Origin of the sequence: Kitasatospora sp. NPDC094028, from assembly GCF_049543595.1 — a bacterium.
Taxonomy (GTDB): domain Bacteria; phylum Actinomycetota; class Actinomycetes; order Streptomycetales; family Streptomycetaceae; genus Kitasatospora.
This window is the reverse complement of the sequence record NZ_JBMVFA010000007.1, coordinates 177,460-194,151: the sequence shown is the minus strand read 5'-3', so window position 1 is coordinate 194,151 and position 16,692 is coordinate 177,460. Positions and strand designations below refer to the sequence as shown.

Annotated in this window: 11 protein-coding genes; all 11 read left to right on the top strand. The window is 70.0% G+C overall.

Features of this window, described 5'->3' with window-relative positions; genetic code table 11:
- Window positions 1-75: 75 nt before the first annotated feature.
- The 11 genes from ACPC54_RS14275 to ACPC54_RS14225 all read left to right on the top strand — a co-directional run bounded on the left by ACPC54_RS14275 (window position 76) and on the right by ACPC54_RS14225 (window position 16,681).
- Window positions 76-2,703 carry a SpoIIE family protein phosphatase gene (locus ACPC54_RS14275; protein WP_498964768.1) on the top strand — a complete coding sequence of 876 codons (2,628 nt, stop codon included), beginning with the start codon at window positions 76-78 and terminating at the stop codon, window positions 2,701-2,703.
- Between the two features lie 98 nt (window positions 2,704-2,801).
- Entirely contained in the window at window positions 2,802-4,532 is a 1,731-nt protein-coding gene (locus ACPC54_RS14270) for an ABC transporter family substrate-binding protein (protein ID WP_498964766.1), read from the top strand.
- Window positions 4,533-4,769: 237 nt separating this feature from the next.
- A complete protein-coding gene (typA, locus tag ACPC54_RS14265; RefSeq protein WP_498964764.1) occupies window positions 4,770-6,677 on the top strand; it encodes a translational GTPase TypA in 1,908 nt (635 codons plus the stop codon).
- Between the two features lie 429 nt (window positions 6,678-7,106).
- Window positions 7,107-8,750, top strand: a complete 1,644-nt coding sequence (locus ACPC54_RS14260) for a peptide ABC transporter substrate-binding protein (protein ID WP_498964762.1) — start codon at window positions 7,107-7,109, stop codon at window positions 8,748-8,750.
- A gap of 139 nt (window positions 8,751-8,889) precedes the next feature.
- The gene (locus ACPC54_RS14255; protein ID WP_498964760.1) at window positions 8,890-9,816 is read left to right on the top strand and encodes an ABC transporter permease; all 927 of its coding nucleotides are present in this window, start codon (window positions 8,890-8,892) and stop codon (window positions 9,814-9,816) included.
- Window positions 9,809-10,753: an ABC transporter permease gene (locus ACPC54_RS14250; protein ID WP_498964758.1), complete on the top strand. Its 945-nt coding sequence runs from the start codon at window positions 9,809-9,811 to the stop codon at window positions 10,751-10,753. Before ACPC54_RS14255 ends, ACPC54_RS14250 begins: the two co-directional genes overlap by 8 nt.
- A gap of 19 nt (window positions 10,754-10,772) precedes the next feature.
- Window positions 10,773-11,825, top strand: a complete 1,053-nt coding sequence (locus tag ACPC54_RS14245; RefSeq protein WP_498964756.1) for an ABC transporter ATP-binding protein — start codon at window positions 10,773-10,775, stop codon at window positions 11,823-11,825.
- Complete coding sequence (locus tag ACPC54_RS14240; RefSeq protein ID WP_498964754.1) at window positions 11,818-12,834, top strand: ABC transporter ATP-binding protein; 1,017 nt, start codon at window positions 11,818-11,820, stop codon at window positions 12,832-12,834. The genes ACPC54_RS14245 and ACPC54_RS14240 overlap by 8 nt, the downstream gene beginning before the upstream one ends.
- A gap of 197 nt (window positions 12,835-13,031) precedes the next feature.
- Window positions 13,032-14,654 carry a peptide ABC transporter substrate-binding protein gene (locus ACPC54_RS14235; protein ID WP_498964752.1) on the top strand — a complete coding sequence of 541 codons (1,623 nt, stop codon included), beginning with the start codon at window positions 13,032-13,034 and terminating at the stop codon, window positions 14,652-14,654.
- 109 nt (window positions 14,655-14,763) lie between these two features.
- Window positions 14,764-15,690 (top strand): ABC transporter permease, encoded by a 927-nt coding sequence (locus ACPC54_RS14230; protein ID WP_498964750.1) that lies wholly within the window; start codon window positions 14,764-14,766, stop codon window positions 15,688-15,690.
- A gap of 76 nt (window positions 15,691-15,766) precedes the next feature.
- Window positions 15,767-16,681, top strand: coding sequence for an ABC transporter permease (locus ACPC54_RS14225; protein WP_498964945.1), 915 nt, complete (start codon window positions 15,767-15,769; stop codon window positions 16,679-16,681).
- The last annotated feature ends 11 nt before the right edge of the window (window positions 16,682-16,692 follow it).

The window sequence follows — 16,692 nt, the reverse complement described above, 5'->3', positions numbered from 1 at the left end:
GTGAACGTACCCCTCGATGATGAATACTCGGTCTTCTCGACATCCGGACGGTCGCGGGTTGGAGGGGTCGGTCCGTTGAACAGCACCCCGGCGCGGAACGCGCCGAGCAGCAGCGGTCATGCCGCTGTTCCCGGGCAGGTCGGCGCCTTGCACCCGCCCGCGCCCACGGCCCCACCGGGCGGCCGCGCCGCGGGCCCCGCCCGCCCGGCCCGCACCGGCCACTCCGACGTCACCGGTGGGCGGACGTGGGGCGTCGGCGACCCAGGGTCGATCTACGACTACATCCGGGTCGCCACCTTCGCGATCGGCCCGGACGGGCGGATCAGCCAGTGGAGCGAGCGCGCCGCCGAGTTCTTCGGCGTCCCCGCCGCCGAAGCGGTCGGCGCCGACCCGATCGCCACCTTCGTCCCCCGCGAACTCTGGCAGCGCGGCCGCGCCCGGCTGGAACGCACCCTGGCCGGCGAGGAGTGGGTCGGCACCACCCCCTACCGGGAGGCCGGCGGCGGCGAAGGCCTCGCCGAGCTGTACCTGATGCCCGACAGTGCCCTGCCCACCGCCGGGGCCACCTGCCTCGCCGTCGACCTCGGCCGGCTGCGCCGGGTCGAGACCGACCTCGCCGCCTCCGAGGCCGTCTTCGGGCAGACCCCCACCGGCTTCGTGCTGTTCGACGACCGGCTGCGCCTCCAGCGGGTCAACGACGCCTTCGCCTCCGGCATGGGCCTCGCCCCCGCCGACCTCGAAGGCCTCACCGCGCACGACCTCTTCCCGGCCGGCGAGGCCGACCGGCTCACCGCCGCCCTGCGCAAGGTCCTCGCCACCGGCGAGCCCGTCTTCGACCTGCGCTTCCACACGCCCGTCCCCACCCGCGAGGGCAACCGGCTCTGGGCCGTCTCGCTGTACCGGCTCAACGGCAGCGCCGGACAGCCGATGGGCATCGCCGGGCAGGTCTCCGACGTCACCAGCCGGCACGTCGCCGAGCGCGAGGCGGACGGCGTGCGCCGCAACCTCGCCCTGCTCAACGAGGCCAGCGCCCACATCGGCTCCACCCTCGACCTGGAGACCACCGCCAAGGAACTGCTCGACGTCGTCGTCCCGCCGTTCTGCGACCTCGCCACCGTCGACCTGTACACCGCGCTGCTCTCCGGCGAGACCGTCCCCAGCGCCGGGCGGCTCGGCGACAGCGTGCTCACCGACGGCAGCGGCGAACTGCGCCGGGTCGCCGTCTCCAGCGTCATCGGCGGCGCCTCCTCGGTGCTCGGCTCGGTCACCGGTCTGCCGATCGCCGAGGCCGGCGGCACCCTCTGTTACCCGCGCCGCTCCCCGCACGCCCGGGCGCTGCGCACCGGCCGCAGCGTCGTCCCCGAGCCCGGGCCCGACCCGCTGCTGCGCTCCACCCTGATCGTCCCGCTGGTCGCCCGCGACCAGGTGCTCGGCCTCGTCCAGCTCTCCCGGGCGATCGGCAGCGAGCCCTTCGACGCCCGCGACGTCGCGATCGCCGAGGAGCTCGTCGCCCGCGCCGCCGTATGCATCGACAACGCCCGGCTCTACCGCCGCGAGCACGAGCGCGCCCTGATCCTCCAGCGCAGCCTGCTGCCCCCCGGCAACCCGGCGGCCAGCGGCCTGGAGATCGCCTGCCGCTACCTGCCCAGCAACAACAACACCGAGGTCGGCGGCGACTGGTTCGACGTCATCCCGCTGCCCGGCAACCGCACCGCCCTCGTCATCGGCGACGTGATGGGCCGCGGCCTGCGCGCCGCCGTCGCGATGGGCCAACTGCGCACCGCCGTCCGCACCCTGGCCATGCTCGACCTCGACCCGGCCGAGGTGCTCGGCGCGCTCGACGAGATCGCCCGCGGCCTCGGCGACGACTCCGTCCCGGCCGGCCCGTACGGCCCGACCGGGCGGCTCACCTCCTCGGCCGACGAGGAGGCCCGCGAGGTCTACCTCGCCACCTGCGTCTACGCCGTCTACGACGCCGTCACCCGGCGCTGCATGTTCGCCAACGCCGGCCACCTGCCGCCCGTCCTGCTCAGCCCCGGCGAGCCGGCCCGGATGCTCGACGTGCCGCCCGGCCTGCCGCTCGGCGTCGGTGGCGAGCCCTTCGAGGAGGTCGAACTGACCCTCCCGGACGGCGCGTTGCTCGGCCTCTACACGGACGGCCTGGTGGAGAGCCGCAAGCACCAGCTCGACGAGGGGCTGAAGGCCTTCCGGGTCGCGCTCTCCGACGAGGGCAAGAGCCTGGAGGACCTCTGCGACCACGTGCTCGGCGAACTCAACCCGCACCACGGCGAGGACGACATCGCCCTGCTGATGGCCAAGGTGCACGCCTTCCCGGACGACGCGGTCGGCAACTGGTTCCTGCCGCCGGAGCCCACCTCCGTCGCCAAGGCCCGTGAACTGGCCTGCAGTTGGCTGCTCTCCCGAGGCCTGGACGAGCTGGTCGACACCACCGAACTGCTCGTCAGCGAACTCGTCACCAACGCGCTCAAGCACGGCCGGGGCGAGATCCGGCTGCGGCTGCTGCGCGAGCGCAGCATGGTCTGCGAGGTCTGGGACGACGGCTACGCGCAGCCCCGGCAGCGGCGCGCCCAGGAGACCGACGAGGGCGGGCGCGGCCTGCAGCTCGTCAGTCTGCTCGCCGAGCGCTGGGGCAGCCGGCGCACCCCGAAGGGCAAGATCGTCTGGTTCGAGCTGGCGCTGTAGCCCCGGGCGCCGCGAGGGCTGGGCCGTCCGGGTGAGCCGCCCGGCGGCCCGCCGTGTCGGCCCGGGCCCGGCCCGCCCGGCGGCGTTGCATGACCGCCATGCCCGTCCGCCCGCTCACCGCCGCAGCCGCCGCGCTGCTGCTCGCCGCCGGCCTCGCCGGCTGCACCGAGGGCCCCGCCCCGGCCCGCCTCCCGGCCCCCGCCCCCGTCCCGGCCGACCCGACCGCCGGCACCGGAGACGTCCGCCCGCCCGACCGCGACGCCGTCCGGGACGGCGGCACGGTGCGCTGGGCCCTGGACGGCGTCCCCGCCACGCTGAACGTCTACCAGGGCGGCGCCACCGCCGACTCCGCGCTGCTCGCGCAGGCGCTCTACCCCGCGCTGTTCCGGCCCGACGAGCGCGGCCGGCTCGCCCCCGACCCCGACTACCTGGCCGGCGCCGAGTCCACCCCGCCCGGACAGCAGCCCCAGGTCGTCACCTACCGGCTCAACCCGCACGCCGTGTGGAGCGACGGCACCCCGCTGACCGCCGCCGACTTCAGCGCCCAGCGGGCCGCCCTCTCCGGGCTCGACCCCGCCTACCGGGGGCGCCCGGCCGCCGGGTACGACGCCATCGACTCGATCGCCCAGGGCGCCGACCCGCACGTGGTCACGGTGACCTTCCGGCGGCCGTACGGCGAGTGGCGCTCGCTGTTCGGCCCGCTCTACCCGGCCGCCGAGACCGCCACCCCGGGCGCCTTCAACCGGGCGCTCACCGGCACCGGGCACCTCGGCGCCGGGCCGTACACCGTCGCCCGGTACGACGACGAGCAGGTCGGCGTGGTGCGCAACCCGCTGTGGTGGGGGGACCGGCCGAAAGCCGACCGGATCGACTTCCTCGCCGTCCCGCCCGAGCGGCGGCTCGACGCGCTCGACCAGGACCGGCTCGACGTCGCCCCGCTCACCGCCGCCCTGGACCGGGCGCTGCCCGAGGCGGCGGCGGTGGCCCTCAAGCGGGCCGAGTCACTGCCCGGCCTCACCCTCCACCGGGCCGCCGCCGCCTCGCTCACCCAGCTCACCGTCAACGCCGCCAGCGGCCCGCTCACCGACCCGGCGCTGCGCCGCGCGCTCACCCGGGCCGTCGACCGGCGGCGGATCGCCGAGGCCGCCCTCGCCCCGCTCGGCCTGCCCGGCGCCCCGCTCGGCAGCCACCTGCTCGCCCAGGACCAGGAGGGCTACCGGGACGACAGCGCCGCCGCCGGGCGCGCGGACGCCGCGGACCTGCTGGACGGGGCCGGCTGGCGGCGGCCGAACGGCGGCACCCGGACCAAGGACGGCAAGGAGCTGTCGCTGACGCTGCTCCTCCCGGCCGGCTCGGCCACCGCCGCCCGTACGGCCGAGACGCTGCGGGCGAACCTCGCCGAGTCCGGCATCGCGGTGAAGCCGGTGGCCGTGCCCGCCGAGTCCTTCGCCGCGGACCACCTGGCCGCCGGCGACTACGACCTCGCGCTGTTCTCCTGGCCCGCCGGCCCCGGCCCGGCCGGCGAACAGCGGGCCGTCTACGCCAAGCCCCGGCCGAACCCGGACGGCGCCCTCGACCCCGGCGCCAACTTCGCCCGCAGCGGTACCGAGGAGATCGACCGCCTCTTCGACCGGGCCGCCGCCGAACTCGACCCGGCCGCCCGGCTCGACCTGCTCCAGGAGGCCGACGTCCGGATCTGGCAGCTCGGCCACTCCGTCCCGCTCTACCAGCGCCCCGACCTGGTCGGCACCCGGACCGGCCTGGCCGGAGCGGGCGCCTTCGGCTTCACCCGGCCGCGCTTCCAGGACGTCGGCTGGACCGGCCGGTAGGGGCCCCGGGAGGGCGGGTGAACGTGACCCGGCTGTGATCTTGATCCCGCCCGGCCTGCTGGTTTCTGCCCCGCTGGGCGGTTCCCCGTACGATAGGGGGAAGCCGCGCATGTCCAGATGCCCGGCGGGTGGACCGGTAGTAGCAGGCGGAACGGGCGGCGGCGATCGACAGGGATCGCAAGTGCGCGTCACGCAGCCGGGCGCCGCAACCCACGATTCCGGGAGAATCAGCAAGGCATGCCCACGCGCAACGACATCCGTAACGTCGCCATCGTCGCCCACGTCGACCACGGCAAGACCACGCTGGTCGACGCCATGCTCAAGCAGGCCGGCGCCTTCGCCGCCCACCAGCAGCTCGACGACCGCATGATGGACTCGAACGACCTGGAGCGCGAGAAGGGCATCACCATTCTCGCGAAGAACACCGCGGTCAAGTACCACCCCAAGGACGGCGGCGCGCCGATCACCATCAACATCATCGACACCCCGGGCCACGCCGACTTCGGTGGCGAGGTCGAGCGCGGTCTGTCGATGGTGGACGCGGTCGTCCTGCTGGTCGACGCCTCCGAGGGGCCGCTGCCGCAGACCCGCTTCGTGCTGCGCAAGGCGCTCGCCCAGCGCCTGCCCGTCATCCTGTGCATCAACAAGACCGACCGTCCGGACTCCCGGATCGACGAGGTCATCAACGAGACCTACGACCTGTTCCTGGACCTCGACGCGGACGAGGAGCAGATCGAGTTCCCGATCGTCTACGCCTGCGCCCGTGACGGCGTCGCCTCGCTGACCAAGCCGGAGAACGGCACCGTTCCCGCGGACAGCACCAACCTGGAGCCGTTCTTCTCCACCCTGCTGGAGCACGTCCCGGCCCCCAGCTACGACGAGGACGCCCCGCTCCAGGCGCACGTCACCAACCTGGACGCCGACAACTTCCTCGGCCGCATCGCGCTGCTGCGCGTCGAGCAGGGCGAGCTGCGCAAGGGCCAGACCGTGGCCTGGATCAAGCGCGACGGCTCGATCCAGAACGTCCGCATCTCCGAGCTGCTGATGACCGAGGCGCTCACCCGCAAGCCGGCCGAGGTGGCGGGCCCCGGTGACATCTGCGCCGTCGCCGGCATCTCCGACATCATGATCGGCGAGACCCTGGCCGACCCGGAGAACCCGATCGCCCTGCCGCTGATCACGGTGGACGAGCCGGCCATCTCGATGACCATCGGCACCAACACCTCCCCGCTGGTCGGCCGCGGCGGCTCCGGCAAGGGCGCGGACGCCAAGTCCGGCGCGGGCAAGGTGGACCGCAAGGTCACCGCCCGCCAGGTGAAGGACCGCCTGGACCGCGAGCTGATCGGTAACGTCTCGCTGCGCGTCCTGGACACCGAGCGCCCGGACGCCTGGGAGGTGCAGGGCCGCGGTGAGCTGGCGCTGGCCATCCTGATCGAGACCATGCGCCGCGAGGGCTTCGAGCTGACCGTCGGCAAGCCGCAGGTGGTCACCAAGGAGGTCAACGGCAAGACCCACGAGCCGGTCGAGCGCCTGACCGTGGACGTCCCCGAGGAGCACATGGGTGCCGTCACCCAGCTCATGGGCGTCCGCAAGGGCCGGATGGACAACATGTCCAACCACGGCTCGGGCTGGGTCCGGATGGAGTTCGTCGTGCCGTCCCGCGGCCTGATCGGCTTCCGGACCGAGTTCCTCACCAACACCCGCGGCACCGGCATCGCCCACTCGATCCACGAGGGCCACGAGCCGTGGTTCGGCCAGCTGACCACCCGCAACAACGGCTCGCTGGTCGCCGACCGGGCCGGCGTGGTCACCGCCTTCGCGATGACCAACCTGCAGGAGCGCGGCGTGCTCTTCTGCGACCCGGGCACCGAGGTGTACGAGGGCATGATCGTCGGTGAGAACTCGCGCTCCGACGACATGGACGTGAACATCACCAAGGAGAAGAAGCTCACCAACATGCGGTCCTCGACCGCCGACGTGGCCGAGTCGATCGTTCCGCCGCGCAAGCTCTCGCTGGAGCAGTCGCTGGAGTTCTGCCGCGAGGACGAGTGCATCGAGGTGACCCCGGAGACGGTTCGCATCCGTAAGGTCGTTCTCGACCAGAAGGACCGCGGACGTACCGCCTCGCGCGCCAAGAAGGCGTGATCCGGACATAGCCGCGGCCTTTGGCCGGAATGTTCGCCCCCCTTTCCGTATGGAGAGGGGGGCGAACTTTTTCAACTACTCCAAGTTGTCGGGGCGGCTATTCACGGAATAGCGCTCATCACACCCGGGTGTCCGCTGAGCGGACGTGACAGTTCGTCATCCGTGACGACTGTCCGTTTGGTGCCTGTCTGGCTATGTCTCATATGTCCGGTTTTCGAAACTTACCGACTGTTCATGTGACCTAATTGAGATCGTCACTGGTCACTTTCGTGTCCGTGCGTGACGGATAGTGGAGCCAGTCAGGCTCGGGTCAAGGGTTAACGCGCAGGGGTGCGCGCCGAAACCACGAGCGCGGACGGCACAGCGGGCCCGGTATGAACCGTCCGCAGTGCTCTCCTCGTTGCAACGTCGAATTCAGGAGGCACACCGATGCGCGGTGCGAGCCAGGCCAAGTGGGTTGTCGCAGCTGTTGCTGTCGCCCTCGCCGCGACTGCTTGTGGTAGCGGTGGCAGCAGTGACAACTCCGCGGGTAGCAACGACAGCTCTGCGGTCGACCCCAACGGCGTGTTCAGCTACCAGAGCGGCGAGCCGCAGCGTCCGCTGCAGCCGGCCAACGCCATGGAGAACCAGGGCGGCCGCATCGTCAAGCAGCTCTTCATGGGCCTCGTCGACTACGACCCGGCGACCGGCGCGCTGCGCAACCAGGTGGCCGACAAGATCGAGACCACCGACGCCAAGCACTACACCGTCACCCTGAAGTCCGGCTGGACCTTCCACGACGGCACTCCGGTCACCGCCAAGTCGTTCGTCGACTCCTGGAACTGGTCGGCCCTGCCGGCCAACAACCAGATCAACTCGGACTGGTTCTCCGACATCGCCGGTTACGACGCCGTCCACCCGGACAAGGGCGACCCGACCGCCAAGGAGATGTCCGGCCTGAAGGTCGTCGACGAGACGCACTTCACCATCGACCTGACCAGCCCGGTCTCGTACTTCACGTACAAGCTCGGCTACTCCTCGTTCTACCCGCTGCCCGAGGGCTTCTTCAAGGACCCGGCGGGCTTCGGCCAGAAGCCGGTCGGCAACGGCCCGTACCAGTTCGTGTCGTGGGAGCACAACAAGGCCATCACGCTGAAGGCCTTCGACAAGTACCAGGGCTCGAACAAGGCCAAGAACGGCGGAATCGTCTTCCGCAACTACACGGCCGGCGAGGCCGCGTACAAGGACCTGATGTCCGACACCCTGGACGTGCTGGACCAGGTCGACCCGACCGACCTCCCGAAGTACAAGGACGACCTGGGCAAGCGCGCGGTCGACCAGCCGCAGGGCGCCATCCAGAACATCTCGTTCGCCCTGTACAACCAGGAGTGGAACGCCCCGGGCAAGGAGAAGGTCCGTCAGGGCCTCTCGATGGCGATCGACCGCGAGACCATCACCAAGACGGTCCTCAACGGCAACCGCCAGCCCGCCGACGCGTTCGTGGCCCCGGGCGTCATGGGCTACAAGGCCGGCACCTGCGGCGACGCCTGCAAGTTCGACCCGGCGAAGGCCAAGCAGCTGATCACCGAGGGCGGCGGCGTCCCCGGCAACAAGATCACCATCCTGTACAACTCCGACGGTGGTCACAAGGAGTGGGTCGACGCGGTCTGCAACTCGATCCGCCAGAACACCGGCGTCGAGTGCCTCGGTGACCCGAAGCCCGACTTCAAGACCTCGCGCGACCTGGTCACCAAGAAGCAGGTCCCGAGCATGATGCGTACCGGCTGGGTGCAGGACTACCCGCTGAACGCCAACTTCCTGCGCGACGTCTACGGCACCGGTGCCGCGGCCAACGACGCCGGCTACTCGAGCGCCGAGTTCGACAAGCTCACCAAGGAGGCCGACGCGGCCACCTCGGTCGAGAAGACCGCCGAGCTCTACCAGCAGGCCGAGGCCGTTCTGGCCAAGGACATGCCGGCCATCCCGCTCTGGTACTACAAGACCAGCTCGGGCTACTCGAAGAACGTCCAGAACGTGAAGTTCGACTCCTTCGGCAACCCGGTCTACACCGACGTCGAGGTCAAGAAGAAGTAATCGGTCGGCACCGCCTGACCCGGTGACAACGGCCGGTACCCGTCCATCCCCACAAGGGCGAGAGGACTGGCACCGGCCGTTGGCACGCCGACTTATCTCTCCGGGTTGACGGGCCCGGCAGAGCCAACATGGAGGCACGATGGGGCGCTTTGTCGCGAGGCGACTGCTCCAGATGATCCCGGTCTTCTTCGGAACGACCCTGCTCATCTTTCTTATGGTGCACGCGCTGCCCGGTGATCCGCTGGCAGCGATGTGGGGCGACAAGGCACCGGACCCGGTCCAGCTCGCCGCGCTGAAGCACTCGATGGGATTCGACAAGCCGCTGTGGCAGCAGTACCTCGAATACATGGGGAACCTGCTGACCGGTGACTTCGGAACCACCCTGGACCAGCGGCCGGTGCTCGATGTGATCACTGACGCGCTCCCGGTCACGGTCCGACTGGCGCTCTTCGCGTTCGCCATCGAGATCGTGCTCGGCGTCAGCATCGGTCTGTTCTCCGGGCTGCGCCGCGGCAAGGCGTTCGACAAGGGCACCCTCGTCCTGACGCTGCTGCTGATCTCCATCCCGGTCCCGGTGCTCGGCTTCATCTTCCAGACGGTTTTCGGCACCAACCTCAAGTGGGTCACGCCGACCGTCCAGGACAGCAACGACATCACCCAGTTGGTGCTGCCGGCCTTCGTGCTCGGCTCGCTGTCGCTGGCCTACGTCGCGCGCCTCACCCGTACCTCCATCGCCGAGAACATCAAGGCCGACTACGTCCGCACCGCGGTGGCCAAGGGCCTGCCGCGGCGCAAGGTGATCGGCACCCACCTGCTCCGCAACTCGATGATCCCGGTCGTCACCTTCCTGGGCACCGACCTCGGCGCCCTGATGGGCGGCGCGATCGTGACCGAGGGCATCTTCAACGTCAAGGGCGTCGGCAACGCGCTCTACCACGCGATCAACCTGAAGGAGGGTCCGACCGTCTCCGGTTTCGTGGCCTTCCTCGTGCTCGTGTACCTGGCCGCCGGCCTGATCGTTGACCTGCTTTACGCGGTCCTGGACCCGAGGATCCGGTATGCCTGACCTGACCGACAAGAAGACGGCCGAGGAGATCCCGGCCCAGCGCACCGCGGACACCGCGGCGGCCAAGCCCGAGAAGGCTCGCAGCCTCGGCTCCGACGCCTGGCACGACCTGCGCAAGAAGCCGATCTTCGTGATCTCCGCGCTGCTGATCCTGCTCCTGGTGGTCATCGCGATCGCCCCGGGCCTGTTCACCTCCGCGGACCCGCGCGCCGGCGACCTGCGCAACCACTTCCTCGGGAAGCCGAACTACGGCAACTTCTTCCAGCCGGACTGGTTCGGCTACGACCTCCAGGGCCGCAGCATCTACGCCCGCGTGCTCTACGGCGCCCGCGCCTCGGTCGTGGTCGGCATCTGCGTCACCCTCGGCGTGACCATCCTCGGCGGCATCACCGGCATGATCGCCGGCTACTTCGGCGGCTGGGTCGACACGATCGTCTCCCGCATCACCGACGTGTTCTTCGGCATCCCGCTGCTGCTCGGCGCCCTGGTGATCCTCAACGCCTTCACCTCGCGCACCATGTGGACCGTGGTGTTCGCGCTGGTCGCGCTCGGCTGGACCCAGATGACCCGCGTCATGCGCGGTTCGGTGATCACCGTCAAGCAGGCGGACTTCGTGACGGCCGCCAAGGCGCTCGGCGCCGGCACCGGCCGGATCATGTGGCGGCACATCCTGCCGAACGCGCTCGCCCCGGTCATCGTCGTCGCGACCATCGCGCTCGGCGGCTACATCGCAACCGAGGCGACGCTGAGCTGGCTCGGCATCGGTCTCCAGGACCCGACCATCTCCTGGGGCATCGACATCTCGACCGCCCAGCGGTCGATCCGTACCGCGCCGTTCGCGCTCTTCTTCCCCGCCGGAATGCTGAGCATCACCGTTCTGGCGTTCATCATGCTCGGCGACGCGGTGCGCGACGCCCTCGACCCGAAGCTCCGCTGAGAGAAGAGGTGACGACCCGATGACCACCGTGATCGAGAACAACAACCAGAAGAGCGACCGGCTCGAAGTCGGGACTCCCCTCCTGGAGGTCAAGGACCTCCACGTGGAGTTCCACACCCGGGACGGCATCGCCAAGGCCGTGAACGGCGTCAACTACTCCGTCGCGGCCGGCGAGACCCTCGCCGTCCTCGGCGAGTCCGGCTCCGGCAAGTCCGTGACGGCCCAGACCATCATGGGCATCCTGGACATGCCGCCCGGCAAGGTGACCAAGGGCGAGATCCTGTACCGCGGCCAGGACATGCTCACCATGGGCAACGAGGAGCGGCGCCAGATCCGCGGCCAGAAGATCGCGATGATCTTCCAGGACGCGCTCTCCGCCCTCAACCCGGTGCTCAGCGTGGGCTACCAGCTCGGCGAGATGTTCCGGGTGCACCAGGGCGCCTCCAAGAAGGTGGCCAAGGACAAGGCGATCGAGCTGATGGAGCGGGTCCGCATCCCCGCCGCCAAGCAGCGCGTCAACGACTACCCGCACCAGTTCTCCGGCGGTATGCGCCAGCGCATCATGATCGCGATGGCGCTGGCCCTGCAGCCCGACCTGATCATCGCCGACGAGCCCACCACCGCCCTGGACGTCACCGTCCAGGCCCAGGTGATGGACCTGCTCGCCGAGCTGCAGGCCGAGTACAACATGGGTCTGATCCTGATCACCCACGACCTCGGCGTGGTCGCCGACGTCGCGGACAAGATCGCCGTGATGTACGCGGGCCGGATCGTCGAGACCGCCCCGGTGCACGAGCTGTACGCCCGCCCGGCGCACCCGTACACCAAGGGCCTGCTCCGCTCGATCCCGCGCCTGGACCAGAAGGGCCAGGAGCTCTACGCGATCAAGGGCCTGCCCCCGAACCTGCTGAAGGTGCCGGCCGGCTGCGCGTTCAACCCGCGCTGCGACGTCGCCACCGACCTGTGCCGTACCGAGATCCCGCCGCTGCACCGGGTGACCGAGAAGGACGGCAAGGAGCTCATCGGCCGCGCCAGCGCGTGCCACCTCTGGAAGGAGACCCTCCATGGCTGAGCCCATCCTGGAGGTCAAGGACCTGGTCAAGCACTACCCGCTGACCCAGGGCGTCCTCTTCAAGAAGCAGGTCGGCGCGGTCAAGGCCGTCGACGGCATCTCCTTCGACCTGGCCAAGGGCGAGACCCTCGGCATCGTCGGTGAGTCCGGCTGTGGCAAGTCCACGCTGGCCAAGGTGCTGATGAACCTGGAGCGGGCCACCTCCGGCCAGGTGCTCTTCAAGGGCGAGGACATCTCGAAGCTGCAGGGTGCGGCCCTCAAGGCCGTCCGCCGCAACATCCAGATGGTGTTCCAGGACCCGTACACCTCGCTGAACCCGCGCATGACGGTCGGCGACATCATCGGCGAGCCCTTCGAGATCCACCCCGAGGTGGCTCCCAAGGGCGACCGCCGCAAGGCCGTCCAGGACCTGCTGGACGTCGTCGGCCTGAACCCGGAGTACATCAACCGGTACCCGCACCAGTTCTCCGGCGGGCAGCGCCAGCGCATCGGCATCGCCCGCGGCCTCGCGCTCAAGCCGGAGATCATCATCTGCGACGAGCCGGTCTCGGCCCTGGACGTGTCCGTCCAGGCGCAGGTGATCAACCTGCTGGAGCAGCTGCAGGGCGAGTTCGGCCTGTCGTACATGTTCATCGCGCACGACCTCTCCATCGTCCGGCACATCTCCGACCGCGTCGGCGTGATGTACCTCGGCAAGATGGTCGAGATCGGCACCGACGAGCAGATCTACGAGAACGCCACCCACCCGTACACCCAGGCGCTGCTCTCGGCCGTGCCGGTGCCCGACCCGACCGCGCGCGAGAACCGCGAGCGGATCATCCTCACCGGCGACATCCCGTCGCCGGCCAACCCGCCGTCGGGCTGCCGCTTCCGCACCCGGTGCTGGAAGGCGGAGGACCGCTGCTCCGAGGAGGTCCCGCTGCTGGCGATCCCGACCACGCTGGAGGGCCCGGCCGCGCACGACTCGGCCTGCCACTTCCCCGAGGTCCGGGAGTCGGCCGCGGCCTGACGCTCCCCCTGGCACACCCGGAAGGGCTCGCGGCTCCGGCCGCGGGCCCTTCCGGCGTTCCGGCTCGGGCGGGATCCGTCGCCGCGTCAACTCGGCGGAGGGTCACGGCACCCGTCCGGGTGCACCCGACTCGCGCCGTCGCCGGGGCGCGCTTCTCATGGGGTGTGATGCGACACACACCATGAGGAGGGACCTTCATGCCCGTAGCCGCCCGTGCTCGCCTGGCCCTCGCCGCCGCTACGTCCGTGGCCCTGGTGGCCACCGGCTGCAGCAGCAGCGGCGGGGGAGGCGGCAGTTCGTCGGACGCCAGCAAGACCTTCAGCTACCAGAGCAGCGAGCCGCAGAACCCGTTGCAGCCGGCCAACGCGAACGAGGTCGGCGGTGGTCGCATCATCCAGAACCTCTTCAAGGGGCTGGTGGACTACGACCCCACCACCGCCAAGCTCCGGATGCAGGTCGCCGACAAGATCGACACCAGCGACTCGCAGACCTTCACCGTCACCCTGAAGGACGGCTGGAAGTTCCACGACGGCACCCCGGTGCACGCGAAGAACTTCGTCGACGCCTGGAACTGGGCCGCCAACCCGAAGAACGCCCAGATCAACAGCTCCTGGTTCGCCGACATCGAGGGCTACAAGGACGTCCACCCGTCCAGCGGGCAGCCGACCACCGACAAGATGTCCGGCCTGACCGTCACCGACGACCTGCACTTCACCGTGAAGCTGACCAACAAGGTCTCGTACTTCACGTACAAGCTCGGCTACATCGCCTTCTCCCCGCTGCCGGACGGCTTCTTCCAGGACCCGGCCGGGTACGGGCAGAAGCCGGTCGGCAACGGGCCGTACCAGTTCGTCAGCTGGGCCCACAACACCGAGGTCGTCACCAAGTCCTTCCCGGACTACCAGGGCGTGGACAAGCCGAAGAACGGCGGCATCCGCTTCAAGATGTACACCACGTCCGAGGCAGCCTACGCGGACCTGCAGTCCAACAACCTGGACGTGATGGACCAGGTGCCGCCGTCCGCCCTGGCGACGTACAAGAACGACCTGGGCGACCGGGCGATCGACGCCCCGCAGGGCGCCATCCAGAACATCGGCTTCACCCTGTACCAGGCCGACTGGGCCGGCGCCGACAAGGCCAAGGTGCGCCAGGGCCTGTCGATGGCGATCGACCGCGACACCATCACCAAGACCGTGCTGCAGGGCTCCCGCAAGCCGGCCACCGCGTGGGTCGCCGAGGGCGTCGAGGGCTACAAGGACGGCGCCTGCGGCGACTTCTGCAAGTTCGACGCGGCCAAGGCCAAGCAGCTGATCCAGGAGGGCGGCGGCGTCCCCGGCAACAAGCTGCTGATCACCTACAACGCGGACGGCGGCCACAAGGAGTGGGTCGACGCGGTCTGCAACTCGATCCGGCAGAGCACCGGCGTCGACTGCCTGGGCGACCCGAAGTCCGACTTCAAGACCGCGCGCGCGGCGATCACCTCGCACTCGCTCAACGGCGCCTTCCGCACCGGCTGGGTGCAGGACTACCCGCTGAACGCCAACTTCCTGAACGAGGTGTACCGCACCGGCGCCGCCTCCAACGACTTCGGCTACAGCGACCCGAAGTTCGACGAGGCCGCCACCAAGGCCGACGAGGCCGCCAGCGTGGCCGACACGGTGAACGGCTACCAAGCTGCCGAGGCCGTGCTGCCGAGCGGGATGCCTGCCATCCCGCTCTGGTACTACCGCACCAACTCGGGCTTCTCCAGCAAGGTGCAGAACGTGAAGTTCGACTCCTTCGGCAACCCGGCCTGGACCCAGGTCGAGGTCAAGGGCTGATCCTTCGGCCCCCGCCGGCCCCGCCCTCCCCGCACGGAGGGCGGGGCCCGGCCCTCCCGGCCGACCGGTCCGCCCGACCGGCCGGCCACCCCGGAAGAAGGAGGCTCGGATGGGCAGTTACGTGCTGCGGCGGGTGCTGCAGATGATCCCGGTGTTCTTCGGCACCACGCTGCTGATCTTCCTGATGGTCTACACGCTGCCGGGCGACCCGGTGACCGCCCTGTTCGGCGAGAAGGCGGCGGACCCGGCCGTGGTGGCCAGCATCAAGCACAAGTACTTCCTCGACCAGCCCATCTGGAAGCAGTACCTGCACTACATGGGGAACCTCTTCCAGGGGGACTTCGGCACCAGCTTCACCGGCCGGCCGGTCTCGGACATCATGAAGGACGCCTTCCCGGTCACCATCCGGCTCGCGCTGCTGGCCTTCGTCTTCGAGATGGTCGTCGGCCTCGCCCTCGGCCTGGTCTCCGGCCTGAACCGCGGCAGCGTCGCCGACACCGTGGTGCTGATCCTGACCCTGGTGGTGATCTCCGTCCCGGTCTTCGTGCTGGCCTACATCGCGCAGACCATCTTCGCCACGAACCTCGGCTGGGTGACACCGACCGTGCAGGACTCCCGGGACCTCTCCCAACTCATCCTGCCGGCCGTGGTCCTGGGCTCGCTCTCGCTCGCCTACGTCGCCCGGCTCACCCGGACCTCCATCGGCGAGAACCTGCGGTCCGACTACATGCGCACCGCCGTCGCCAAGGGCCTGCCCCGGCGCACCATCATCTCCCGCCACCTGCTGCGCAACTCGCTGATCCCGGTGGTCACCTTCCTCGGCACCGACCTCGGCGCCCTGATGGGCGGGGCGATCGTCACCGAGGGCATCTTCAACGTGCAGGGCATCGGCAACGTGCTCTACCGGGCGATCAACACCAAGGAAGGCCCCACCGTGGTCGGCATCGTGACCGTCCTGGTGATCGTCTACCTGGTCGCCAGCCTGCTCGTCGACCTCCTCTACGCCGTCCTGGACCCGAGGATCCGCTATGCCTGACATCCACGACGAGGACTCGTACGAGCCGCACCCGAAGCCCGGGGTCTCGCGCCTCGACTACGCGGGCGAGCAGGGCATGGCGGTCGAGCAGGAGACTTTAGTCGAGCGCGACGCCGAGAAGCGCGAGGAAGCCCGCAGCCTGTGGGGCGACGCCTGGCGGGACCTGCGCAGACGGCCGATCTTCCTGATCTCGGCGATCCTGATCCTGCTGCTGGTCGTGATGGCGATCTTCCCCTACGCCTTCACCGACGCCGACCCGCGCAAGGCCGACCTGGTGCACAACTACCTGCGCCGGCCGGACTGGGGCGACATCTTCGGCGCCGGCTGGTTCGGCTACGACGCGCAGGGCCGGTCGATCTACGCCCGGGTGGTGTACGGCGCCCGCGCCTCGATCACCGTCGGCATCTTCGTCACCGCCGCGGTCACCGTGCTGGGCGGGCTCACCGGCATGGTCGCCGGGTACTTCGGCGGCGCCGTCGACGCGGTGCTCTCCCGGATCGTCGACATCTTCTTCGGCATCCCGCTGCTGCTCGGCGCCCTGGTGCTGCTCAACGCCTTCTCCACCCGCACGGTGTGGAGCGTGGTCATCGCGCTCGCCGTGCTCGGCTGGACCCAGATCGCCCGCGTGATGCGCGGCGCGGTGCTGACCGTCAAACAGGCCGACTACGTGGTGGCCGGCCGGGCGCTCGGCGCCGGGACCGGGCGGCTGATGTTCCGGCACATCCTGCCGAACGCGATCGCCCCGGTGATCGTCGTCGCCACCATCGCGCTCGGCGGCTACATCGCCGCCGAGGCGACGCTGAGCTTCCTCGGCATCGGCCTGCAGGACCCGACCATCTCCTGGGGCATCGACATCTCCTCCGCCCAGAAGGTGATCCGCACGGCGCCGTACGTGCTGTTCTTCCCGGCCGCCGCGCTGTCCGTCACCGTGCTGGCCTTCATCATGCTGGGCGACGCGGTGCGCGACGCCCTCGACCCGAAGCTTCGCTGAGCGAGGGGAGC

Excerpts from the sequence above, each read along its gene's own strand:
- ACPC54_RS14245 (WP_498964756.1), top strand. The coding sequence starts at position 10,773 with ATGACCACCGTGATCGAGAACAACAACCAGAAGAGCGACCGGCTCGAA.
- ACPC54_RS14255 (WP_498964760.1), top strand. The coding sequence starts at position 8,890 with ATGGGGCGCTTTGTCGCGAGGCGACTGCTCCAGATGATCCCGGTCTTC.
- typA (WP_498964764.1), top strand. The coding sequence starts at position 4,770 with ATGCCCACGCGCAACGACATCCGTAACGTCGCCATCGTCGCCCACGTC.
- ACPC54_RS14240 (WP_498964754.1), top strand. The coding sequence starts at position 11,818 with ATGGCTGAGCCCATCCTGGAGGTCAAGGACCTGGTCAAGCACTACCCG.
- ACPC54_RS14225 (WP_498964945.1), top strand. The coding sequence starts at position 15,767 with ATGGCGGTCGAGCAGGAGACTTTAGTCGAGCGCGACGCCGAGAAGCGC.
- ACPC54_RS14230 (WP_498964750.1), top strand. The coding sequence starts at position 14,764 with ATGGGCAGTTACGTGCTGCGGCGGGTGCTGCAGATGATCCCGGTGTTC.
- ACPC54_RS14260 (WP_498964762.1), top strand. The coding sequence starts at position 7,107 with ATGCGCGGTGCGAGCCAGGCCAAGTGGGTTGTCGCAGCTGTTGCTGTC.
- ACPC54_RS14235 (WP_498964752.1), top strand. The coding sequence starts at position 13,032 with ATGCCCGTAGCCGCCCGTGCTCGCCTGGCCCTCGCCGCCGCTACGTCC.
- ACPC54_RS14250 (WP_498964758.1), top strand. The coding sequence starts at position 9,809 with ATGCCTGACCTGACCGACAAGAAGACGGCCGAGGAGATCCCGGCCCAG.
- ACPC54_RS14270 (WP_498964766.1), top strand. The coding sequence starts at position 2,802 with ATGCCCGTCCGCCCGCTCACCGCCGCAGCCGCCGCGCTGCTGCTCGCC.